Consider the following 22,991-nt stretch of genomic DNA (forward strand, 5'->3'; position numbering starts at 1 on the left):
TGGAATCCATGAACGATCGCGAGCACAACGGCAGCCCAGAAGAGTCGGGCGACGACGCCATGCGCGAGTTGCAGCGCATGCTGAACGACATGCTTTCGGGCAAGACTCCAAATGGAGATTTCGATTTTTCCGCTCTCTCAAAGGCCGCGGGACTACCAGCGGATCCGGCTGCGCTGCAAGGGCTTTTTGCTTCTATGCAGCAAGCGATGCAGAACCCTACAAACGAAATCGATTGGTCCGTTGCCAGGCGCATCGCTATCGATGTTGCTTCGCAGGGTGGAGCACCTGCAGACCCTGCCGCTGCACAGCGAGCCTTTCCGGTCGCCGCGCTTTGGCTAGACGAGGCGACCGCAGTCGGTGCTACCGCCGACGCACCTCGCACACTGACCAGAGTCGAATGGGTCCAGCAGTCAATCGACACCTGGATCGGCCTCGCTGAGCCGGTGGCAGACTCTATTGCTCGTGCGCTCACCGATGCGCTTAGCAGCCAGCTGCCCGAACAGTTCAGCAGCCAGTTTGAGGGCTTCGCACCTATGCTGCGAAGCGTGGGCGGTGCCCTCTTTGCTACGCAGCTCGGCCAGGTAATTGGCAAGCTTTCAAGTGAGGTCGCCGCTGGTGGCGACGTTGGTATGCCTCTCTTTGAAGGTCAGGGACGCGAGGGTGGCGCACTGATTCCAAGCGGCGTCGCTGAGTTCGCAGACGGTCTCGATCAAGACGCTGAGGCCGTCACCCTGTACCTTGCTGTGCGCGAGTTGGCACATGCTCGTTTGTTCCGGCACACCCGCTGGCTGCGCCTGCACCTCGTATCGGCCATCACGGATTATGCCCGCGGCATGAGCATTGACACCATGCGCATTGAAGAGTTGGCCGGTGAGCTCGATCCTTCAGACACCGAGGCAATGCAACGCCTGGTGTCTAGCGGCGCGCTCATTCCACCTCGCACCCCCGAGCAAGAATCTGCGCTTGAGCGTCTCGAAACTATGCTCGCCCTTATTGAGGGCTGGGTTGATGCGGTAACCGAGTCTGCTGTTTCACGCTTGCCTGGTAGCGAGGGCATTGCTGAAATGGTTCGCCGCCGCCGTGCGGTTGGCGGTCCAGCGGAACACGCTTTTGGGACCTTGGTCGGCCTTGAGCTTCGCCCTCGCCGCCTACGCGAGGCAGCGGCACTGTGGCGAACCCTCGGCGAGCGAGGCGGTATTGAACGCCGCGATGCGCTCTGGGCTCACCCTGATCTGCTACCAAGTTCAGAAGAAATTGATCACCCGGCTCGCCTTCTTGAGCGTCTTGGACTTGCCGGTGCTGAGCCAGAAGCTGCTCCGAGCGATGATTTCGATCGCGCGCTCGCCGATTTGCTTGATGGCAAGCTTGAGCGAAACGATGATAAGAATTCCGACGAGGATCCGCTACAGCCGCCTCCGGTGTAATGCTTTTGCGAGCTAAGTCATCCCAGTGACTCAGCTGAACGAGCCGAGACCTTCATAGCTCACATCGAGTGATTGCGGTCTCGGCTTTTTCTTTTCTGTGGATAACCGATCGAACGCGTCGATTCAGGCGAAAGATGGGTTAATGCACTCAGAACGTCTTAGCCTGAACCCCAAAATTCCGCTCAGCTGGGAAGAACCAGAAATCCTGCGTTTTGGTTTTGAACACGTTATCGCGAGGCTAATCGAGCCGACGCCCGGTTTGCAGCGCCTACTCTCTCGACTTCGAGAGGGAATAGCCCGTGATCAGCTCGAATCGCTCGCCACGAACTATGGGGTCTCAGCAGCTCAACTTGGGCAGTTGCTCAGCGATCTCGGGCCGGCGCTTCAAAGAACACCCCAGGTGGAGCAACGAAACGAGTCCCAACCGGCCACACAGCAAGGCATTTCAGTAATCGGGCGCAATACTGCAGCCGAACAATTTCGCGAGCATTGCGAGCGCGCCGGTTTTCGACCTCCGAAGCCCGGCGAAAAACCAAAACTCGCCATTCTCGTCGATCACTTTTGGGTGGCGACGGCTCACTCGCAGGCACTGTTACGAGAGCAGGTTCCGCACCTCAGCGTGCGCTTCACTGATCGAGCCGTCTATGTCGGGCCAATGCTGACTCCAGAGGGCGATCTTTGCCAGAACTGTATTGAGCTGCACGCTCTCGAACTCGACCCGCAATTGCGGCTGGTAGCGGCACAACTCGCGGCAAACACACCGGCCGCACTCAACGCCGACACCATACGTCACGCAACAACGTTGGCATTCACCGTACTGCGCCATTGGCAACAGGGCACCAAACATTTGCTCAGGCACCGCCTACGCATACCGGTCGCCCGAGGAGTTCCGGCGCTCAGACCAACACGTGAGCGAGTTAAAGCACACAAAAAATGCCCCTGTATTGAGCTGGCTCGCGCCCAACTCCCGATCACATCAGGCGCCGAACTTGAGACCGGCTTCTTCGATAAAACGGGAGGGCATGCGCTGTGAACGGGCAGATCCAGCAGTGCCAGAAATACGCAACTCGTTTCGAGCGCGGGTGAACGCGACGTAGGCCAGCCTGCGCTCTTCATCGATGCCAGACTCATCGACCGCATACGCATTCGGGAACAAGCCCTCATTCATGCCGATGAGATGAACAAGACCCCATTCGAGGCCCTTCGCCGAGTGCACCGCACTCAGCGTGACAGCTTCAACAGTAGGTTCATGATGCGCCTGAGAACGGGCAAGCAGCTCTTCACTAAACGACTGCATAGTTGTTCCCGGTGGTTGCTCGTCCAGCAGCGTGAGTATCGCGTTCAGCGCATCCCAACGCTCACGCGCAGCCCCACCCTCTGGTGGGCTCGCAGTCCACCCGCAGGCCCGAAGCACGTCACTGACCACTTGGAAGAGCGGACGAGGATCAGCGACCTTCGCCTGGCCACGCATCAACATGACTGCTTGCCGCACCTCTGCCCGATCAAAAAAGCGCTGCGCGCCAACGACCCGAGCAGAGACACCGAGCTGCTGCAGAGCTGACTCAATGATCGCCGATTGCGCGTTCGCACGGTACAGCACAGCAATCTCACTCGCTGGCGTGCCTGCAGCGATGCTCACCCGGATCGATGCCGCAACAGCCTGCGCCTCATCGTGCTCGTTTACAAACCACTCTGCCGACACTGGCGCCCCCGGCTCTGCCCGTTCGGCTCGCAGCGTCAGCGCGCCAGGGCGCCCCTTCATCAGCTTGTTAGAAACCTGCACGATCTGATTCGACGAACGATAGTTTCGTTCGAGCCTGAACTCTCGAGCATTCGGATGCTCAGCGCCAAAGCGCAAAAGGTACGAACTCGATGCGCCAGCAAAGCTATAAATAGTCTGGCTCGCGTCACCCACAACGCACAGCTCGTCGCGATCGCCTAGCCACACCTGCAAGAGAGCGTGTTGAAGCGGCGAAACGTCCTGATACTCGTCGACCGTGAAAAACCGGTACCGCTCACGAACTTGAATAGCGGCTCTCGGCTCAGTCTCAAGCATGCCGGTGGTGAGCACCAGCACATCCTCAAAATCGATCTGCCGACGCTCGCTGAGAACCGCCGCATATTTCTCATGAATATCGAGCAACTGTTCGGCCGAAATACCTGACGGCACAGGGCGAGGATCACGTGCCGACACCAAACGTGCCGCGTAACTCTCCATGTCGAGCATGGAGACTTTTCGCCACTCAATCTCCGCTGCGATATCGCGCAGCGTCTCACCTGGCAGCCGCAACCCAAGCGATTCCACCGCCTGAGAAATCACAGGAATCTTGCCACCGACAACCTGTGGCGCCGCTCCCCCAACCAGCTGCGGCCAAAAGAAGCCGAGCTGCGCGAGAGCCGCACCGTGAAAAGTTTGCGCGCGCACACCAACCGCGCCGAGCCCGCGAAGCCGCGACTGCATTTCACCGGCAGCCTTACGAGTGAACGTCACCGCCAGCACACGTTCGGGAGCATAAGCACCAACCCGAACACCGTGCGCAATTCGGTGTGTCAACGTTCTCGTCTTGCCGGTGCCCGCGCCTGCAAGAACCATCACCGGCCCCCGCAGATGCTCGGCGATCTGGCGCTGATCCGGGTCTAAACCGTCGAGAAGATCGCTACTCACGATCGCCCTCAGCGATCCAGAGTTCGATCAGCCAGCGTGCGATTGAAAGCTTCTGCGGCAGGCGAATGTCGGGGCTTGGGTTCGCCAGCTCGGCGCGCGTAAACCAGCGAAGCTCAGAGATTTCGTTCGGATCTGGGTTCAGCTGCGCTGGATCAGCACCCACCGTCAGCTTCGCCCGGAAGCCGAGCATCAATGATCGGGGAAACGGCCACGGCTGAGACGCGATGTACTGCACTCCGTCGACTGCTACACCAGATTCTTCAAACACCTCACGAACAACTGCCTGTTCCGCGCTTTCGCCTGCCTCAACAAAACCGGCGAGCAGCGAGAAACGGCCTGCCTCCCAAAGAGCGTTTGAGCCGAGCAGCAGGCGATCCTCGTGCTCTACAAGCACGATCACTGCTGGATCAGTGCGCGGAAAATGCTCGCCACCAAGCGAATCATGGCGGGCCCAGCCTCCTTGCACCGGCACCGTTTCGGAGCCATCGCGCGGCGAAAACGGCATTGCCAGGTGCCAGTTCACAATGGCAGAGGCCACCGACAGCAACTCAAGACCGAGCGGATCAAGATCCGTGGCGAAACTGAAGGGGTGCGCCCAACCGTTTGCCGGCTCTGCGTAGCCATCGACGTGAGTGGCAATCATCGCAAATACTGGTGCGCCATTCGCCTTGCCGAGATAAGAATGCGCCTCACTTCGATCGCCTAATGGCTCAAGCAAATCAAGCTCGCACCGACCGTCAATCTCACGGACCGGAAACTTTGAGCCGGGCTGCACACGCAACACGCGAGTCGCTGGATCACGCCAGGCTTCATCGAGCGCAAGCTCATCAAGACGGGCCGACGCGTCACGATCTAGTCCCCCGCTAACGAGCGGAAGCGGATCAATGAGCGTCATTTATTCTCCTGATATAGATGCGATTGAATGCGCGTGGCACACCGAACATGGAGCAAACGCTGCCTACGCTGGGGACATGTCGACCACCCCATTCACTCTAGCCGCCCTCGCAACCTCAGCGGTGCCTGGTCTCGCTGTCACCGGAGCTCGACCACACAGCGCTGGCAGTTCAGGCGCATTTTTATCTGCGGTGCTGTCGACCGAGAGCGGCGATGTGATTGTTCGCGTGCCAACGACGCCCGCCGCAGAGGTGCAACAATCGGCAGAACTGCTTGCTATTGCGGCCCTCGCAGATGGCGCTCGCGCGCATTTGCCGTTCAGCATTCCAAGCACGCTTGGCATCACGAGGGCGCGTGATACGAGGGCAGTCGTGAGCACCTATTTGCCTGGCATTGCCGCGCTGATGGAAGAGATTGAGGGAGATAGCGACCTCACTCAGCAGGTTGCCGAGATCCTTGATGCGGTGCACAGCCTGCCCTCTGGCATTGTTCGTTCGGGCGGGCTGCCAGTGCGCGACGCCGACGCTGTGCGCAGCGAGGCCGAACGGCTTGTTCAGCGAGCTGCCGACACCGGCATGCTTCCCTCGACGGTGCGCGCACGTTGGAACGACGTGCTCGACGCCGACGCAGTCTGGAGTTTTGAACCGACGGTGGTGCATGGTGCCCTCGCGCCCGAGGTTTTGCTCACCGAACAAAATCACGTCACGGGCGTACTTGCCTGGCATGAGCTTTCGCTTGGCGATCCAGCGTCAGACTTGAATTGGCTTCTGCTCGGTGATCCAGAGACCTTTGAGTCAGTTCTTGCCAGATACACGGTGCTTCGCGGAGTCTCAGGTCAGCAGGAACTCAGCGTACGAGCTCGTTTTTATCACGAGCTTGAGGTCGCAAAGTGGCTGCTACACGGTTTTGAAGCGCACGATCAAGAGGTTGTTGATGATGCGGTGACCATGCTGGATCGGCTGGTCGACCGATTGAGTCTGCTCGGCGCCCCGCTGCCGAAGCAGCGAGTACTCTCCGAATCAGAAGTCGAAGAAATGCTTGATCACACTCCTCATTCGTCGCTGTCTAATCGTTCAGATAGTGCTGAGGATGAGTCACTCGACGAGGACCGTGCCTTTTTGATCGAGAGCGACTTCGCAGAGCGGGCCGCGGAACTTGGCGATAAGCAAAGCCCTACGGATGCGGGCGGCTCAGATGCGGGCGGCCCCTACGCTGGCCGCTCAGACTCTACGCAGACAGACGCCTCGGAGGCTAGCACTTCAGAAGAAATCGACGGCCCGACGGCGGCCTCTTCGACCGGTTCTGCCTCTGACTCGGCAGAACAGATCACTCAAGTGATCGAAGATGAGGTCAGCCAAGCTGTGAAGCGCAGCCTGAAATCACCGCGCGACAAATCTTAGCTTCGCTGCTCAGCGAGCGACCGCCAGCTCTTTTGGATGCTATCTGGTTCGTGTGCTCCCTTCCTAGATCACTGATTTTTGCGCGCTAGCAGCGCTTATCCAGAGCTCTTCAAGTTCTTCAAAGCTGCGGTTGTGAGCTGATTGAAGCTCTTGACCTTCTGCCACGTAGAACAGTGTGACGTCGATCTGATCTGGCGAGACTCCAGACCAGCGCGCATAGGCATGCCGGTAAAGATCAAGCTGCAAAAAACGAACGGCACGTTCAGCGTCGTTCTTTGGCGGTCTACCCGACTTCCAGTCCACAATTTCATAGCGAGGAAGATCGCCGCTTTCATCGCAATAGATCGCATCGAGTTTGCAGACGAGGGTTTGACCGGCAAACGGCAGGGTGATTTCGAGCTCTACCGCGACCGGCTGCAGACCTGCCCATCGTGACTGCTCAAATTGCTCGATGAGCGCTTGTAGATCATTCTCAAGCGGTGCCTCATTTGCGTTGAAATCATCGTTTGAGTCAAAGTCGATACCGCTGAGCGTGAGTGAGGTGCCCAATTGAGTGCTCGCCCGACGTTCAACCCACTCGTGGAAAAGATTTCCTGTGCGGGTTCGTCGGTATGGCTGCATCGGCATTGGCCGTAGTTTTCGCCGTTGCGCATCAACAGGGTCCGTAATGAATTCGTGAAAGGTCGAAGCAGTGATTCTTGCGGAAGAAACAGATTCTCTTTCTGCAGTTGACTGGGTCAGTTGTTTCGTGCGCTCTGCTGCTCGTTCGGCGAGTAGCAGCTCAACAACTGGATGTAATTGCTCGCCGGGTTCAGGCTGATCGACAGCGCGCTGCAAGACTTCAGCGGCCGTACGCACCGCCGCTGCTCGACGGCCGAGCGGGTCAAGCGGCCATTCAAGCGTGCGCTCATTCCCGACAGCTGGGTCAGTCTCGAAGTCACTGTGTTCAGGCAGAGAAGCTATCAGCCCAGTATCTGCCAGCTCTTGCAGATAGACCGCTGGCACGCGGGCAGCTTTTTGCCCTCCCCAGAAAGACGAGGTGAGAAGCAACCGTGACGCCGCACGGGTAAACGCGACGTAGGCGAGCCGGCGTTCTTCGGCTGCGTGCCTATCTTTCAGGGCGTCTTGGTAGCGGACGAGAGCATCGGTGACGGCCTTTTGTGTGTCGGCAAGTTCAAACTCCAACCGCGGTCGCGCATGCGCATCACCGCGAAGCGAGTCTGGCAACTGACCGGCTCGCAACCAGCCCATACCTTCTCGTGGCGCACCAGGGAACTCGCCTTCGACAAGCCTTGGTACAACTACGAGATCCCATTCAAGTCCTTTTGATCCATGCACTGTAATGAGTTGCACCGTGCCTGGTTCCGGCTCGGGCACATGCTCGGCGGCCTCATCATCTTCGGTTGCTCTTTCGAGCCAGTTCAAAACCGAATCGAGTGTGCCGTGCTCATCGTTCGCCAAAAAGCTCTCGACGAGTTCAGCGAAGGCATCAAGATTTGCGCGAGCAACTGCAGATCCGTCATATCCAGTGTGCTCGCCAGCATCAAGCTCAATATCGAGCCGAAGCGCTGCGGTGACTGAGCGCAGCAGGCTTGGAATATCGCCACCTACCTCTTGACGCAAATGTCTCAACATTTGACCGGCTTCACGCAGTCGCTCACGACCAACCTCGCTCACGTTTTTGAGCGCATTGTGATCAAGCTTTGCCATCGAGGCGATTTCATCGAGAGTATCCAGCAGAGTGAAGCTGCGCTCTGGATCAGAGAACTGCGGTGTTGCAGCAAGTTCGGCCTCATTTATTTTTTGCTTCGTGTGATCTCGTTCGGAGAACCAAGTAGCGGCTTGGCGTAACCCCCGAAGATCTGCGACTCCGATCCTGAATCGTGGACCAGCGAGCAGGCGCAAAAGCTCGCTACCCGCATCGGCGAACCATACACAACGAAGTGTGCTTACAAGGTCGGTCACCTCGGGAGTCTTGAGAAGACCACCAAGCCCCACGATCCGGTTTGGAACACCCGCCTCCCAGAGAGCCTCTGACACCGCAGGCATATGCTTTCGACTGCGAAACACAACTGCTGCAGTTGCCTGCTCACCGGTTTGTACCAGGTGTTCTCCTTTGGCTTCACGAAGCCAAGTTGCAAGCCCTGCAAATTCCTCGGTCAGAGTCTCCGTCATGAAATGCTCAAGCTGTTGCCCGTTGGCGCTCTCGACTTTGCCGAGGTACTGAGCGCGCGAGGTAAGTGGTTTCACGCCAATTCCAGAGGCTTCTGCCTCGAGCGCTCGGGCAAGTGGTGCGCTGATCGCATTGGCTGCCGCGAGCACGGCGGAAGGGTTTCGCCAGCTGGTAGACAGACTCAGCGTGGTTGCGCTTCCGTGTGCCTCTCCGGGAGCCGCAAAATCTTGGTGGAACGTTTGCAGGTTGCTTGCCGATGCCCCGCGGAAGCCATAAATGGACTGGTGCGGATCACCTACGGCCATCACTGCGTTGCCTTGAAATAGGGTCGCCAGCAGTGTGGTTTGCCCGACTGAGGTGTCTTGAACCTCGTCGAGCAGCACAATTGGGGTGCGTGCACGCAACGCGCGAACAGCGTCAACAGAACGTCTGGTGGTTTCAACTGCCAGTGCGAGCTGATCTGAGAACTCGATCAAGCCCCGTCGCTGCTTTTCTTCGGCGAAACGCCTGGCAAGCCGGACAGCGAGACGAGTTGCTTGCATGTTCTCAAGGATCTCGTCGATCTTTTTGTACCTGCCGGCACTCTTTTTGTCGTTATAGGGCAGTTCAGCAAGTGCCTCAGTCTCGACGATTCGCTCTTCGATCGCGTCGAAATTCGTGAGGTTATCTGCAACCGCATGATCGAGAGTAAGAATTTGTCTCACCATGACGGAAATAGAGTCGTTGCCCTCAGCAAGTGCGGCTTCGTCACTGTTGCACACTACATCGCGTGCTATTCCCCACGCGACCGAGTGATCAATCACGGTTGCGCCAGCGGCTACCCCCGCATACGCGCCGAATTCTTGCACAATTGAAGAAGCGAATGCGTTGTATGTACTCACCTCAGGCAGATCAAGCCCTTCGGCCATCAGCTCGATCACGTCTTCGGCACGGCGCGTTTCAGCGGGGCTCAGCATACCCAGCTGTTTGGCTTGAGCAAGACGTTCTGCGAAATGCACCAACCGGCCTGCAACTCGCTCGCCTAGTTCACCCGCAGCTTTTCGTGTGAAGGTCAATCCGAGAATCTGCGATGGTGTTGCCAGACCGTTCGCCACGAGCCACACCACTCGATTTGCCATGGTTTCAGTTTTGCCGCTGCCCGCACCAGCAACCACAAGCACGCTGCCCTGAATCGGCTGCTCAATCACTGCGGTTTGTTCTGGCGTAGGCAGAATCGCATTCTCTGGGTGCTCTGCCGTTAGTTGGGCGATCCGCTGCGCCGAAAATACCGCTTGCAAGGTCGTCTTTGCCTGTGTTGGTGATGATGATGTGCTCATGAGTGACTCACCGCCGGAATAATGTGCAAACTGCATGCACGGCTCGGGCCGAACTGATTTGTGCAATGGTGTTCGAGCTGAGCGGTAAACGATGCCGCCGCCATTGTGCGCGCCACACTCAATACCCGTTCTTCTAGTTCGTGCTGTTGCGCTGGCGAAAGTTCATCTTGGCGAATCTCTGTGAACAGTTCACCCCGGCTCTGTTGGGTTTTGGTAACGGTATCTGGGTGTACGTAGAGAAGCTTTGCACCACCGGATGACTCTGCCCGGATGGGCTCACCATTGCCATCGACAAATGCCCCGCGCAGCACCCCGAGTTGGTACGACTGCAATTGCGCGTGCTGTTCAAGTTCTGATGCCGTGGGCTTGCGCCGCCCTGTTTTCAGGTCCACAACGGTGATTTCAAAGCCACCATCTGGCACTGCTCTCGCCTCGATACGGTCAGCATCGCCGCGCAGTCTCGCGAATTCAATGGGCAGCATAAATGATGCCTCGTGCGCAAGTAGAGTTTGGCCGCTGCGTTCGAAGTCTCTGAGATAGCTCGCTAACGATTCAGCCATGTGAACGGTGTCTCGTTTGGCCCGGTCAGCCTGCCACTCTGCCTCGAATTTCAGGCTCTTCCAGTGTTTTTCGACCTCGCCAAGTAAGTCTTCTGCCGTGGCGTTCTGCCCTGAGGTGTCGAGCGCCTGGTGCAGAAGGGTTCCGATATTTGCTCGATAGTCGGATTCACCACCGGCTAGTCGGCTGACGATCCAGTCAAGCGGGCACTCTTCTGCGCGCTCCATTTGTGATGGACTCACCGAGATCGTAGCTTCGGGGTCATTTTCGATATCGGCTATCGGTTTTACGCTGCTTGGCGGAAGAATTCCGTACCACTCGTTCGGCGAGGCCCCGGGTACGCCATCTTGCGCAAGCGCAACAAGCGCATCGCGGGCCTCAGTATCTGTGGGATCAACGACGAGACGACGGCGCATTTCTGCGACCATTCCGCGCAGTGTCAGTCGACTGCTTGGCAAACTCCGCTCAACTCGATGCTGCTCTCCGAGTGTAAAAAACACGCTCGGATGCAGATCTTCACTCGCCACTGCCACCACAAGCGCTTCCTGTCGCGCACGCGCAACGGCGTGCAGAAAGAGCCGTAGCTCGTCATGCACAGTATCGCGACGGGAGGGTCGTGCGGCTTCTTCGCCTCGTAGCCAGCGCTCAAGAGCAGTCACCCCAAGCATTGATCCTCGAGCGCGAAGGTTGGGCCAATTGCCGTCTTGCACTCCAAGCACGCAGACCACGTCAAATTCCCGCCCGATAACCCCCTGCGGGGTTGCAATCGTCACCACGTCGCGTTCGCTTCGTGCCGCGAGGGAATCTTCGGGAACATTGCTTACGAGCAATTCTTCGAGTACTAGCTCAATTGGACGGTCGCTGTCTTGTTCTTCGTGCCGTTGCAGCGCAAAAAACAGGCCGACAACAGCGTCAAGAGCACGGTGCGCTTCATCAGAGCGAGCGCCGTGAGTGTCAAGTGCCTGTTGCTGCAACTCGTCGGCAAGCCCGCTGCCCTGCCAGATCTGCCAAAGCACCTCACGAGGAGTGCCCCCGGAGTTGTGTACCGTTTCTGCGGCGGCAGCCAGCTTGCCCAGCCGGTGCAGCCGACGGGCACCACGCAGATCTAGAGCCGGCTCTTGGCCCGGGTGCATAAAAAATTCTAGGATCAATTCGTCAGCTACCGTGCTGTGACGGTCTTCTTGCTGAGCCGCACGAACCTCTTGCAGACGCAGTGCACCTTTTAAGCGACGCAGAGAAATAGGATCGAGTCCGCCGATTGTGCCGCCGAGCAGTTCAAGCACGTCGCGAGTGGAGCAAGGCAAGATACCTAACGCGTGCTGAGTGAGACGAATAAGCTCACGTACCAGTTGGTGCTCACGCAACACAATGCCTCCGGCAGCTACGCTGCTTGGCACTTGGTGACCGGCAAGTACCCGAGCGACACGTTTCACCTCACTTCGGCTGCGGCAAATCACTGCCATTTCTGACCACGGCGTTGGAGAGTGACCGGCGAGACCGAGATGAGCTGCCCTGAGACGATGCGCGATAACACCAAGCTGTTCAGGCACTGTGCTGACCGAAGCAAAACGAACGGCTTCGGTGCCGAGACGGTCAGGCCCCGAAGCTGTGGCTTTTCGTTGTCGGCCCGCCCCCGCCGTGCCAACTCTTGAACTTAATGACCCCACGAAGCCACGAATGGTTTGGCCGTGGCGGTACACCGTTTCAAGAAGCACGCACTGCTCTTTGGCTTCTGCGCGGTTTGTATCTTGCTGTTTGCGAGTGAGCTCAGCGCTCAGATGTGACATCACTCGAGTTCGCTCGCCGTGGAACGCACCTGTGGCAATATCTGGATCACCAAACACCCAAATTTTGGTACCGCGTTCGGCAAGAGCAGCCAATAGTGCAAGACCGCCCTCACCAAGTTCGCCCGCATCGTCAACGAGCACGAGTCTTGGCACTTCGAGTTCGGCGTTTCCTCTTAATGCAACGCAGGCGAGCCGTTGCATCGCACTCGACGAGAGTTCATTTTGGCGTGTTCTTGCGAGTTCTTCTTGTACCGCGCTGAGCAGCAGCAGTGCCTCGATCCACTGAGCAGAAAACTCTTCGCTCACTCGCAAAGATGCGTCGCTGCGCTGCTGCAGCATTGTTATCAGCTCTGCGGGGCGCAGATTGAAGTCGTCAAGCACCCGACTCAATTCGCGGGTCTCGGCGCGAAATGCCTCATGAAGGAGCACTTCTGGAGCAATCGTGAGCTGCAAGTCGCTCGATGGTTGCTGAGAAAGCACTGCCTCGATGGCGCGTTCAACGGCCTCGTCGTGAGCCGTGCCGGTCAAGAGCCGTGGCGCATCTTCACCTCTCAAGGCTGCCTGACGCTGCAGTATTGCAAAAGCGAGCGATGGTGCGGTGCGGACGAATGTGCCACCCAATGCCCGGTCGAGCGCTCGTTCTATACGCGAGCGAAGAGCGGCTGCCACAATTCGGTTCGGTGCGAGCACCAGTACGTCTTCTTCGTTCCACCCCTCACGGGAGATGGCGCGCGTGAATACCTCAGCGAGCAGGCGGGTTTTGCCTGTTCCTGGTGCACCGAGCACCCGGGCGTGCTGTGCCGGGTCAAGCTCGAACACCTGCTGCTGCACGGTATCGAAATTGCTCATGTGATCAGCGTAGGGGCGACCTCTGACATTTTGCGATTCCGACGCGTAATAGCTGTTGAGACTGTAAATGTCCGAGGTGCATGACAGACTGAGGCTGTTCGAATTACCACTAGGAGAACCTGCAATGACGCAAGAACCCTCAACTACAGAAACCCCGACAAAGCAGAAAAAGCCGCATCGCTTTCTTCGTTTTCTGGGCTGGACTGTCGCTGTTCTTCTAGTGTTAGGCCTTGGCGCAGGCGGCTTTGGCTGGTTCACAGCCCAGCGCTCATTCCCACAAACCACCGGCACATTGACTGCTGCTGGGCTTGAAGACAAGGTCACGGTGCAGCGAGACTCGAGTGGTATTCCAACGATCACCGCGACAACGAGCCATGACCTCTTCTTTGCGCAAGGACTGGTGCACGCACAAGATCGTTTTTGGGAGATGGACTTCCGCCGCCATCTCACCTCAGGCAAGCTCAGTGAGCTCTTTGGCGAATCGCAGCTTGGCACTGACAAGTTTTTGCGCTCACTCGGTTGGCACAGCATCGCCGAAGAAGAGTTCACCGCACTCAGCCCAGAGGTCAAAGCTTTCTATGAAGCCTATTCGGCCGGAGTAAACGCCTACCTCGCCGAACGTCAGGGCGCATCGCTTTCGCTCGAGTACGCAGTACTCGGGCTACAGAACGCCGATTACGAGCCCGAGCCCTGGAGCCCAGCAGATTCGATTGCTTGGTTTAAGGCTATGGCGTGGGATCTGCGCACCAATATCGAAGACGAAACCGAGCGCGCACTCGTCGCTCAAACGCTTGATCCTGAACTACTCAGCGAACTCTACCCCGGGTATCCCTTCGATGAGCACCCGGTCATCGTCGATAAAAACTGGGCACTTGAGTTGCCTGCCGCTAGCCTGCAGCGCGAGGGCAGCGACCTGGTTTCCCGCGTGCAAGATCGAGTTTCAGAGCTCCTCGACGGGGCTCTTTCTTCGGTCGACGAGCTGATTACCTCGCAAGGTGAAGGCGTCGGCTCAAACTCCTGGGTTGTCGCTGGATCACACACCGAAACAGGCAGCCCACTGCTAGCAAATGATCCGCACCTCGGTGCTTCGCTCCCCTCTGTATGGACGCAATTGCAATTGCGCTGTGAGACGCTCAGCGATGCCTGCCCCTTTGATGTTGCTGGCTTCAGTTTCTCCGGCCTTCCGGGCATTGTGATTGGACATAACCAAGACGTGGCGTGGGGGTTCACGAACCTCACCACTGATGTCGCTGATCTATACATTGAACGAGTCGACGGAGACAGCTACTGGCAAGACGGCAAGCAGTGGCCTCTGACGGTTCGAAACGAAACAATCAAGGTTGCTGGCGGCGAAGACGTGAAGCTTGAAGTACGCTCGACGCAGCACGGACCAATCGTCTCTGGCCTAACACCAGATTTCACTTCCATTGCAGAGACTCCGCGGATCGGTATTGGTTCTGGGGCACGTGAAACGGTGAATGACCCGTCTCAATCCGATGCGGAAGTTGCCGATCTCTCGGGTGAATTCGAGGTCAGTTTGCGTTGGACCGCGCTGGACCCGGGCAGCACCGGCGAGGCAATTTTCGCGCTAAACCAGGCGAAAAACTTCGAAGATTTTAGGGCCGCGGCAGCGCTCTTTGATGTTCCCGCCCAGAACCTCATCTATGCAGATGTATCAGGCAATATCGGCTATCAGGCACCTGGCCGTTTGCCGATTCGTGGCGCAGGTGACGGCTGGCTACCACAGCCAGGCTGGGACAGCGCCTACGATTGGCAAGGATTCATTCCGTTTGAAGATCAACCATCGTCATACAATCCTGAGTCCGGCTATATCGTGACGGCCAACAACGCCATCGTGAGCGACTCTTACCCGTATTTCCTCAGCCGCGACTGGGACTACGGCTACCGTGCAGCACGAATCGTTGAGCTTCTAGAGGAATCTTTTGAAGCAGGCCCCGTGAACGCCCAAACCATGGCAGATATTCAAATGGATAATCAGATGCCAGCGGCGACTTCGTTGCAGCAGGCGTTTAGTGAAATCACTCCGAACGAACAGGGCGCGGCTGAGGCACTCGCCGCGCTGCAATCCTGGAATGGTCAAAACGATATGGGCAGTTCCGAAGCGGCATACGCAAACGTACTCTGGGAACACGTGACCGAACTGATGGTGGGTGACCAGGCAGCGCGCATCACTCGTGACGATCAGAGTCGTTACGCGAAGTTCTTTGAGAATCAGCTCGCAGAGCCCAACTCTATTTGGTGGCAAAACGAGAAAGCCGACGTCTCAAATCGCGATGAACTACTCACGCTTGCCGCTGATCAGGCTTATACCGAATTGGTTGCAGCCCAGGGCAGCAACCAAGCGAAATGGGATTGGGGTAAATTGCACGCGATTCCTCTCGTGCACGGCACCTTTGGCACCAGCGGGATCGCACCGATTGAGTGGGTTTTCAATCGCGGCCCATACGAAGTGGGAGGAGGCTCAGGTGTTGTCAATGCCACTGGCTGGGGCCTTGGCGAGGGTTATGCCACCACCACTGTTCCGTCGATGCGAATGGTCATTGACCCAAGTAATTGGGATGCCTCAACTTGGATACATCTCACTGGTGCGAGCGGACACGCTTTCAACAAGCACTACACCGACCAAACTCAAGATTGGGCCAATGGTGTGCAACGCCCGTGGTCTTACTCTCAAGCCTCGGTAGACGACACCACGAAAGACACGCTCACGCTGATACCGGCAGACAGCTAGCCGCAGAGAGACAGAACAGAACAGAACAGAACAGAACAGAACAGAACAGAACAGAACAGAACAGAACAGAACGGCTAGGTCCGTAACAATCTTCGTGCCCCTGCCGAGTAAGGCTAGGTCCGTAACAATCTCCGTGCCCCTGCTGAGTAAGGCTCGGTCCGGTTGCGGGAGTGGAAAGTTATCCACTCCCGCAATTGCGTTACTGAGACTGCAGTACAGCCCAAGCGATCAGCGAGTCAAGACGGCGCACATCGACGCCCTTGGCAAGCTTCACTTTGATGTGACCTGCTCTCGTCCAGAGTTCTAGCTCGGAGTTCCAATCGAGCGTTCCGGCGTTTTCGCTCGACCACATATTGATTGAGCTATAAGGCAGCGAATAGACCTCAACCTTTTTGCCAGTGATCCCCTGAGCGTCACGCACGATCAATCTCTTTGTCGTGAAGATAGCCGAGTCTCGATAGGTCTGAAAAGCCGCAACGGCTTGCTCACCTTGCAACAGCATTGCGGCAACATCTGCGGGAATTGGAATTTCTCGCTGCAGTGTCCAGGCAAGAATAGGCGCTGTTTCCATGCGCAGTCCTTTCACGTTGAGCGGCACTACGAGCGCTGAGTTCAGCAAGCCGCAGTCGAACTATAAACGAAGCTGCGCTGTGGGCGAAATAGGCCAATGTTCTCACCTCTTCGGTGAGGCCTCGTTCTAGACTCGCAGTGAGACGTAGCCCATCAGGGCGCCACAATTCATCAGGAGGAACAGTGGAAGTTCGCATCGGCATCAAGCACTCCCCTCGAGAGCTCTCTTTCGAAATCGACGCGACCGCTGACGAGGTTCGTGCCCTGATCGAGAAGGCAGCGGCAGATGATTCTGAATTCCTCAGCCTCACTGATTCGAAGGGTCGCCAGTACCTCGTTGACACTGATTCGGTTTCGTACGTTGAGCTCGGTGCAGAGTCAGGCCGCAAGGTCGGCTTCATCAACTAGTTTTTGACGCAAAAGGGCTCGGTGATCCACCGGGCCCTTTTTTATGCTCGGGGTTAGCCGAGCACCCGGTACAGGCGCGAGGCTGCCTCAATCACGGCGGGGTGAGATTCGCTGAGTTGCTCAATGCCGACGAGTTTCAATCCGGGCGGCACGGCGCCATCAACGCCCCAGAGCATCACCGAGGTCTCTGCGGGCAGTTGCGAAGACCACCATGAGACACCGGAGTGCGTACCAGCGGTGTTCGCGTAAAACTCACGCGCAATGTTTTGCGTGGTGCCAATGTCTTGCACGACTATCTGGCTTGGGCGCACCTCAAGTTTGGTCAGCACGCGCGCATCATCGAGGTCGAGCAGCGTGCGGTCCTCGTCGAGTTCAAAGATGGCAAGCGCCCGTGGCTGACCGGCAGGCGTCAAAAACACTTCGGGGATCCAGCGTTGTTTGTTGTAAAAGCTTTCGGCGATTGCGCCTACTGCGCTGCGCGAAAGATACCAAGAGTCGTAGAGGTCTGCGTTGTCCCAGCGGCCGTGCAGTTGCGGTCGGGGCAAGAAACTCCAGTGACCGGGCTTGCCTCGTCGGGCTCCCGGCACCCGCGGATAGCAGCGGTAGAGTCGCATCGTTACGCGTACGCGCCTTCGTCTTCGGCGTCGAGCGCGCCAATGACCTCGGCGATTCGGCCGAGCCGAATGCACTCACGCGGGGTGGATCCGCGCAAAAACTGGTTGGGCGAATCGAGCCAAATTGGCACAACTTTTTCGTGCATCACCGATTCGGCTCTGGCCACGATGTAGGCGAAATCCATAATTGCACGCGCAGATTCTGCCGATGGAATCTGCACGCCCTGCTTCCATCTGGTCACCTGCGAGGGTCGCACACCAACCAGCTCAGCTAGCAGAGCACCATTGCCTGCGGCCTCAAGCAGCATACGAAAACCATCGCCAAAGGCGGAACCCGTTTGGAGTGGTGTCGTTGCGCTCATGCACACATTCTACGCGCAATCTGAGAATTGCGCAGCGGTGGATCGCCCGCGCTTACCCAAGTCAGAGCTTAGGCGCAGGGCTTAGGCGCGGCGTTGCAAAAGCACGGCGACTTCAAGGTGCGAAGTATGCGGGAACATATCGAAAACGCGCCCCTCGCGAACCACATAAGAAGGCATTACGGCCAGATCACGGGCAAGGCTTTCCGGATTGCAACTTGAGTACACCACGGTCGCGATCCCGCTGGTTTCGATCCAGCTCGCAAGTTCGGCGCCGATCCCCCGACGCGGCGGGTTCACTACAAGCATCTCTGGGAGCGAACCAGGCTGGGCCGAAAGCGCATATTCCGTGGCGTCGGCTGCAACAAATTTGGCATTCAGCCCCGCGTCACGGGCCGAACGTTTCGCAGAGTCAATTGCCGCCTCGCTCAACTCAACGCCGAGTACGCGCACCCCGTTAGCGCTCTTCTCCGAAGGCTGTGCGGCGAAAGCCTTGTCACTCATTGCCGCAGCGCAGTGCAGCGCGAATCCGCCGACACCGCAGTAGAGATCCCACAGGGAGCTCGGCTGAATGTCTGCGGCCCACGCTGAAACCTGCGAATACAGCTCGCGGGCTACCGCTGTGTTTGTCTGAAAGAAACTCTGCGGCATGAGGTGCAGCGTGAGCGGCTGAGATTCGAAGCCCAAGCGCATCGGCAGTGATGAGCCGAGCAGCATTTCTTCGCGCTCACCCTCAAGCACCGCCTTGTGCTCCGGCAATAGATTGACCGAGATCACGGCAGCGCTCGGCACGGCCGCACGCAAACGCGACAGCGCGGCACGGATCACGCCGAGTGCGTGCTCAGTGCGAACCACAAAACGCACCATGAGCGAGCTCACACCATCGACTTCTGGTGCCACCGTAATGTGCACGAATTTCAGTTCGCCGCGTCGGGCGGGTACGTCGTAGGGTTCGAGCCCAGTCGACTCAAGAAAATCAGCGATCGCGGGGATTACTTCAGCAATCTCGGGGGCCTGAATGGCACACTCACGGAGATCAATGCCCTGGCGATCTGGCCCCAGAATGCCGAGGGTCACTTCACTCGCCGATCCACCGACCACAAGCTTTACGCGGTTGCGAAAAGCGCGGTCGCCACCGGTGAAAGCAGGCAGCCATTTCGGCACCTGCGGCAGCAGCTCACGGCAATACTCGGTTTTGTCGTGCAACTGGGTCGAATATGGCGTTTCGATGAGCGTGCATGAGCGGCAGCGGTTTGCTTCGAAGTAGTGACAGCGCAAACGCGCCCCCACCCCGGGCAAATCCGCGCCAGCCGCAGGCACGACCGCGCCCGAGGAGCCAGAGCTTGGCAACGCCGCAGCAGACGCCGCACCGCCAAAGAGGGACGAATTTTCGCGAACAGCCATGTTGCGAACTACGCGGTAAGTCCGAGATCATCCATTCGGCGCGAATGATCAGCGATCAGCTCAGTGAAGATCGGCTCAACGTGGCTGGCGACAAACGTGCGCCCCTCGCTCAGCGACAGCACCTCGCGTGACACGAGCAGAGTGTCACCAACGAGCCTGCGCCCCCAGAGGGCGAGACGGTTAGCGAGCTGCGGATCCACCGCAATCTCGTTCGCAAGCAGCCTGTTCAGATCATCGCGACTCGAATTATCGACCAGAATCTCGATCGCTTCGGTTCGAAAGTTGTCGTCAATGCCGCGAGCAAGAGCAGCGAAGAAGCCGTCAAAGAGACCACCGACCAGGTAGATCGAAAGCACGTGCTGGTGCCAATCGGGCGTATCAATGCGCTCGATATAACGATCGATGACGGGAGTGTACGGTTCCATCACAAGATGTGGTTCGCGACCGCGACGACGCAGTTCCTCGCTTAAGCGCTGATGTTTTGCGAGTGTCACACCGGCAGAGCGGGCGAGAACCTCTTTTGATTCGAGATCTGGCGCCCCGGCCACGGCACGTGCAGCGGCTTCGTAGAGCGAAAGCTGCAGGTAGGTAGTGAGACCAAGAAATGGCATGATTCCGGGCGCAAACTCAGATAGTTGCAGGCGCACCGCATCTTCGCCCGCCTCGCGCGAACCGAGTTTGCGCGTGGGCATCTTCTCTTTGCGCAGCCGCTTGATCCACTCGAACACGTCGCCAGTGTACCCGCCTCGGGCCGCAACATCCGCATAGACTGTGTGGAGTGGCTAATCTATGAGCCGCAACACACCGTACATATACGTCGGAGCCAGTGGAGCGCCGGCGTGCTACGCCTGGGAGAGTCAGGGCGTAGTTACCCTCACTGACAGGATTCCCCGTGACAACGTTCACCGAACTCGGCGTCGACCAGGACATGGTTGATGCCCTCGCAGCTCAGGGCATCGTTGATGCCTTCCCCATTCAAGAGCAGACCATTCCGCTTGCGATTGATGGCCAAGACATTATTGGTCAAGCAAAAACTGGTACCGGTAAGACCTTCGGATTTGGCCTGCCGCTGCTGCAGCGCATCGGCTCAAATCCAGAGCCTGGCGTGCAGGCTCTCGTTGTGGTGCCGACTCGCGAGCTCGCTGTGCAGGTATTCGAAGATCTCGATCTTGCTGCCAGCGGCCGCGCCGTGCAGGTGACTGCCATCTACGGCGGCAAGGCCTACGAGGGCCAGATTGAGCAGCTGAAGGCCGGCGCTCAGGTGGTCGTTGGCACCCCTGGCCGTCTGCTCGACCTTGCAGGTCAGCGTCTGCTTGACCTCAAGAATGTGCGCGAAATGGTGCTCGACGAGGCCGACAAAATGCTTGATCTTGGCTTCCTTGCAGACATCGAGAAGCTGTTTGCACAGACCCCTGAGAAGCGCCACACCATGCTTTTCTCGGCAACGATGCCCGGCACCATTGTTGCGCTGGCTCGTCGCTTCATGCGCAACCCGATTCACATTCGCGCAACCGATCCCGACGAGGGCGCGATGCAGTCGAATATTGAGCACAATATTTACCGTGCTCACTCGCTCGACAAAGACGAGGTGATTGGCCGAATTTTGCAGGCTGAGGGTCGCGGCAAGACTGTGATCTTTATGCGCACCAAGCGTGCCGCTGCGAAGCTCCAGGAAGAGCTGACCGACCGCGGCTTTTCTGCTGCGAGCGTGCACGGCGATCTGAACCAGGATCAGCGTGAGCGCGCTATGGCGGCTTTCAAGTCGGGCAAGAAAGAGATTCTGATTGCCACCGACGTTGCTGCTCGCGGTATCGATGTTGACGATGTCACTCACGTCATCAACCACACAGTGCCAGACGACGAGAAGACTTATCTGCACCGCGTTGGCCGTACCGGGCGTGCAGGCCGCAGCGGCGTTGCAGTCACGTTTGTTGACTGGGAAGACATGCACAAGTGGGCGCTGATCAACAAAGCGCTTGAGTTTGGCATTCCCGAGCCGGTTGAGACGTACAGTTCGTCACCGCATCTTTACACTGACCTCAACATTCCAGAGGGCACCAAGGGTCGTCTGAAGGCGACTCCGGTAAAGGAGCGGGCACCTCGCGCAGAGGGCTCGCGCCGCAACAGCGAGGCGAAAGAGGGCGGCGAGGATCGCCCAGCGCGCACCCGCAACCGTCGCCGCACGCGCAGCGACAATCCGCAGGGTCGCGGTCGCCATGAGGCTCACGGCCACGAGAGCCACGGCCATGATGCTGAGGGCAAGAGCGAGCCGGGTACCTCTAACGAGGTAGCAGCCGACGGCGCGCCACGTCGCCGTCGCCGTCGCGGTGGTCGCGGCCGCGGTCAGGGCAGTACTTCGAGTGAACAGTCGAGTGCTGGCACCGAGAGTGCAGCAGGCAACGACTCGGCAAGCGCAACTTCAGCCGAGTAACACTTCTGTGTGAAAGCGTGTCTGTCCAGTTTGGGCAGACACGCTTTCTTTTTGTCGAGCGTTGGTGTTGGGTACGCGAAGAGCACAGCAGGTAGGACTGCCGGCTCGTTTACCAACTATTCAGTCGAGCTCGTCGAGGTAAAACCAGTGTCCGTTTTCACGTACAAATCGGCTTCGCTCGTACTGCTCGATGCGGCCTTCCGGGCTGCGCGCAATCGCGGTGAAGGTCACTCGCCCGGCGTCATCGAAGGGGCCACCGGCCTCGGTCGACTCGATGATTAGTCGCTGCCAGCGAATCTCTGGGTCTGTCTCAAAATCGTTTGGTCTGGTGCTTGGGTGCCAGCTGCGAAGCAGGTAATCATCGTTGCCGAGCGCGAAGGCGCTGTATCGCGAACGCATCAAGCGTTCAGCCGTCGGCGCTGGCTCGCCGGCATGCAGTGGGCCGCAGCATTCACCGTAGCTCACTCCCCTGCCGCACGGGCACGGCTGATCAGCAGCAAGCTCACTCATCGTGGCACCGCCACGAGTGAGCGTATTGTTTCCCAGGTTTCTTGGCTGCTCGTGCACTCACCCAGACGATTGGCTTTGCCCGCTCCGTGGTAGTCGCTCGCCCCGGTCACGTGCAGACCAAAACCTGTGGCGGCTTCGGCAAGGCCAGGCATCCATTCTGCTCGGTTTTCGGGGTGATTCAGCTCGATTCCCCAGAGCCCCGCCGAAACGAATGCTGCGAGCGCTGAGTGATCAACTGGCCTGGTCATTCGACCTGCTGCGGGATGGGCCAGCACGGCCACTCCCCCCGCGGCCCGCACCATTCGAATAGCGTCGACCGTCTCAATCGCGTAGGTGGGCACGTAGTAAGGCGATCGCGGGTGCAGTACCTCGGTAAACGCCTGTCCTCGATCGGCGTAGTATCCGGCTTCGACGAGCGCATCGGCGATGTGGGGCCGCCCGAGCGTGCGATCCTCGCCGCCAGAAATAATCGTCTGCCAGTCAATGTCGAAGTCTGCAGCAAGTCGCCTCACCATTTCGCGGGCGCGACCATGTCGCGACTCTCGCACGCGCTCAAGTGCCACGTTGAGCTCTCGTGAATCAGGCTCAATGCCGTATGCCAGCAGGTGCGTCGAACGGTAGTCGTGTTTTGTTGTCACTTCCATGCCTGGCAAGAACTCGATCCCGAGCTTGGCCGAAGTGCTGCGTGCCTCGTGCCATCCCTCGACGGTGTCGTGATCGGTGAGCGCGAATCCGGCAAGACCAATCGAGGCAGCCTCGATCGCAATCTCTGCGGGGGTCGTCGTGCCGTCGCTGCGCGTTGAGTGCGTGTGCAGGTCGTAGCGGGCTGTCATAGTGCCATGTTAGACCCGGGTAAGCTCCAAGACTCAGTCAGAGG

17 protein-coding genes are annotated in these 22,991 nt (G+C 58.3%); 6 read left to right on the forward strand and 11 right to left on the reverse strand.

The window, feature by feature from the left end; all coding sequences use genetic code 11:
• Window positions 1-8 precede the first annotated feature (8 nt).
• Together QBL02_RS06075 and QBL02_RS06080 are read left to right on the forward strand one after the other, a co-directional pair.
• Complete coding sequence (locus tag QBL02_RS06075; protein WP_282725496.1) at window positions 9-1,424, forward strand: zinc-dependent metalloprotease; 1,416 nt, start codon at window positions 9-11, stop codon at window positions 1,422-1,424.
• 142 nt (window positions 1,425-1,566) lie between these two features.
• Complete coding sequence (locus QBL02_RS06080; RefSeq protein ID WP_282725497.1) at window positions 1,567-2,457, forward strand: hypothetical protein; 891 nt, start codon at window positions 1,567-1,569, stop codon at window positions 2,455-2,457.
• Here QBL02_RS06080 and QBL02_RS06085 read toward each other — a convergent pair.
• On the reverse strand, window positions 2,401-4,089 hold the full coding sequence (locus QBL02_RS06085; protein ID WP_282725498.1) for an ATP-dependent helicase: 1,689 nt from the start codon (window positions 4,087-4,089) through the stop codon (window positions 2,401-2,403). The genes QBL02_RS06080 and QBL02_RS06085 overlap by 57 nt on opposite strands.
• The gene (nudC, locus tag QBL02_RS06090; protein WP_282725499.1) at window positions 4,082-4,984 is read right to left on the reverse strand and encodes an NAD(+) diphosphatase; all 903 of its coding nucleotides are present in this window, start codon (window positions 4,982-4,984) and stop codon (window positions 4,082-4,084) included. The genes QBL02_RS06085 and nudC overlap by 8 nt, the downstream gene beginning before the upstream one ends.
• Window positions 4,985-5,060: 76 nt before the next feature.
• Here nudC and QBL02_RS06095 point away from each other — a divergent pair, with 76 nt between their 5' ends.
• Window positions 5,061-6,383 carry a phosphotransferase gene (locus QBL02_RS06095; protein WP_282725500.1) on the forward strand — a complete coding sequence of 441 codons (1,323 nt, stop codon included), beginning with the start codon at window positions 5,061-5,063 and terminating at the stop codon, window positions 6,381-6,383.
• A gap of 63 nt (window positions 6,384-6,446) precedes the next feature.
• On the opposite strand, the gene QBL02_RS06100 is transcribed toward QBL02_RS06095, so the two are convergent.
• The gene (locus QBL02_RS06100) at window positions 6,447-9,872 is read right to left on the reverse strand and encodes an ATP-dependent DNA helicase (protein ID WP_282725501.1); all 3,426 of its coding nucleotides are present in this window, start codon (window positions 9,870-9,872) and stop codon (window positions 6,447-6,449) included.
• Window positions 9,869-13,066 (reverse strand): UrvD/REP family ATP-dependent DNA helicase, encoded by a 3,198-nt coding sequence (locus QBL02_RS06105; protein ID WP_282725502.1) that lies wholly within the window; start codon window positions 13,064-13,066, stop codon window positions 9,869-9,871. Before QBL02_RS06105 ends, QBL02_RS06100 begins: the two co-directional genes overlap by 4 nt.
• A gap of 124 nt (window positions 13,067-13,190) precedes the next feature.
• On the opposite strand from QBL02_RS06105, the gene QBL02_RS06110 reads away from it, so the two are divergent.
• Window positions 13,191-15,818, forward strand: coding sequence for a penicillin acylase family protein (locus QBL02_RS06110; RefSeq protein WP_282725503.1), 2,628 nt, complete (start codon window positions 13,191-13,193; stop codon window positions 15,816-15,818).
• Window positions 15,819-16,017: 199 nt separating this feature from the next.
• On the opposite strand, the gene QBL02_RS06115 is transcribed toward QBL02_RS06110, so the two are convergent.
• Window positions 16,018-16,389, reverse strand: coding sequence for a PH domain-containing protein (locus QBL02_RS06115; RefSeq protein ID WP_282725504.1), 372 nt, complete (start codon window positions 16,387-16,389; stop codon window positions 16,018-16,020).
• Window positions 16,390-16,571: 182 nt separating this feature from the next.
• Here QBL02_RS06115 and QBL02_RS06120 point away from each other — a divergent pair, with 182 nt between their 5' ends.
• Window positions 16,572-16,796 carry a DUF3107 domain-containing protein gene (locus QBL02_RS06120; RefSeq protein ID WP_282725505.1) on the forward strand — a complete coding sequence of 75 codons (225 nt, stop codon included), beginning with the start codon at window positions 16,572-16,574 and terminating at the stop codon, window positions 16,794-16,796.
• Between the two features lie 53 nt (window positions 16,797-16,849).
• Here the strand turns inward: QBL02_RS06120 and QBL02_RS06125 are convergent, their stop codons facing one another.
• The 4 genes from QBL02_RS06125 to QBL02_RS06140 all read right to left on the reverse strand — a co-directional run bounded on the left by QBL02_RS06125 (window position 16,850) and on the right by QBL02_RS06140 (window position 19,901).
• On the reverse strand, window positions 16,850-17,341 hold the full coding sequence (locus QBL02_RS06125) for an RES family NAD+ phosphorylase (RefSeq protein WP_282725506.1): 492 nt from the start codon (window positions 17,339-17,341) through the stop codon (window positions 16,850-16,852).
• A gap of 71 nt (window positions 17,342-17,412) precedes the next feature.
• Complete coding sequence (locus tag QBL02_RS06130) at window positions 17,413-17,772, reverse strand: helix-turn-helix transcriptional regulator (RefSeq protein WP_282725507.1); 360 nt, start codon at window positions 17,770-17,772, stop codon at window positions 17,413-17,415.
• 81 nt (window positions 17,773-17,853) lie between these two features.
• Entirely contained in the window at window positions 17,854-19,047 is a 1,194-nt protein-coding gene (locus tag QBL02_RS06135) for a methyltransferase domain-containing protein (protein WP_282725744.1), read from the reverse strand.
• Between the two features lie 134 nt (window positions 19,048-19,181).
• Window positions 19,182-19,901 carry a ferritin-like fold-containing protein gene (locus tag QBL02_RS06140; protein WP_282725508.1) on the reverse strand — a complete coding sequence of 240 codons (720 nt, stop codon included), beginning with the start codon at window positions 19,899-19,901 and terminating at the stop codon, window positions 19,182-19,184.
• Between the two features lie 200 nt (window positions 19,902-20,101).
• Here QBL02_RS06140 and QBL02_RS06145 point away from each other — a divergent pair, with 200 nt between their 5' ends.
• On the forward strand, window positions 20,102-21,604 hold the full coding sequence (locus QBL02_RS06145; RefSeq protein ID WP_282725745.1) for a DEAD/DEAH box helicase: 1,503 nt from the start codon (window positions 20,102-20,104) through the stop codon (window positions 21,602-21,604).
• A 120-nt stretch (window positions 21,605-21,724) separates the two neighbouring features.
• On the opposite strand, the gene QBL02_RS06150 is transcribed toward QBL02_RS06145, so the two are convergent.
• Window positions 21,725-22,114 (reverse strand): YchJ family protein, encoded by a 390-nt coding sequence (locus tag QBL02_RS06150; protein ID WP_282725509.1) that lies wholly within the window; start codon window positions 22,112-22,114, stop codon window positions 21,725-21,727.
• Window positions 22,111-22,947, reverse strand: a complete 837-nt coding sequence (locus QBL02_RS06155; RefSeq protein WP_282725510.1) for a PHP domain-containing protein — start codon at window positions 22,945-22,947, stop codon at window positions 22,111-22,113. The genes QBL02_RS06150 and QBL02_RS06155 overlap by 4 nt, the downstream gene beginning before the upstream one ends.
• Window positions 22,948-22,991 lie beyond the last annotated feature (44 nt).

The organism is Leucobacter sp. UT-8R-CII-1-4 (assembly GCF_030010235.1).
In the GTDB taxonomy this organism is placed as follows: domain Bacteria; phylum Actinomycetota; class Actinomycetes; order Actinomycetales; family Microbacteriaceae; genus Leucobacter.

Excerpts from the sequence above, each read along its gene's own strand:
- QBL02_RS06075 (WP_282725496.1), top strand. The coding sequence starts at position 9 with ATGAACGATCGCGAGCACAACGGCAGCCCAGAAGAGTCGGGCGACGAC.
- QBL02_RS06080 (WP_282725497.1), top strand. The coding sequence starts at position 1,567 with ATGCACTCAGAACGTCTTAGCCTGAACCCCAAAATTCCGCTCAGCTGG.
- nudC (WP_282725499.1), bottom strand. The coding sequence starts at position 4,984 with ATGACGCTCATTGATCCGCTTCCGCTCGTTAGCGGGGGACTAGATCGT.
- QBL02_RS06095 (WP_282725500.1), top strand. The coding sequence starts at position 5,061 with ATGTCGACCACCCCATTCACTCTAGCCGCCCTCGCAACCTCAGCGGTG.
- QBL02_RS06100 (WP_282725501.1), bottom strand. The coding sequence starts at position 9,872 with ATGAGCACATCATCATCACCAACACAGGCAAAGACGACCTTGCAAGCG.
- QBL02_RS06105 (WP_282725502.1), bottom strand. The coding sequence starts at position 13,066 with ATGAGCAATTTCGATACCGTGCAGCAGCAGGTGTTCGAGCTTGACCCG.
- QBL02_RS06110 (WP_282725503.1), top strand. The coding sequence starts at position 13,191 with ATGACGCAAGAACCCTCAACTACAGAAACCCCGACAAAGCAGAAAAAG.
- QBL02_RS06115 (WP_282725504.1), bottom strand. The coding sequence starts at position 16,389 with ATGGAAACAGCGCCTATTCTTGCCTGGACACTGCAGCGAGAAATTCCA.
- QBL02_RS06130 (WP_282725507.1), bottom strand. The coding sequence starts at position 17,772 with ATGAGCGCAACGACACCACTCCAAACGGGTTCCGCCTTTGGCGATGGT.
- QBL02_RS06145 (WP_282725745.1), top strand. The coding sequence starts at position 20,102 with ATGGTTGATGCCCTCGCAGCTCAGGGCATCGTTGATGCCTTCCCCATT.
- QBL02_RS06150 (WP_282725509.1), bottom strand. The coding sequence starts at position 22,114 with ATGAGTGAGCTTGCTGCTGATCAGCCGTGCCCGTGCGGCAGGGGAGTG.
- QBL02_RS06155 (WP_282725510.1), bottom strand. The coding sequence starts at position 22,947 with ATGACAGCCCGCTACGACCTGCACACGCACTCAACGCGCAGCGACGGC.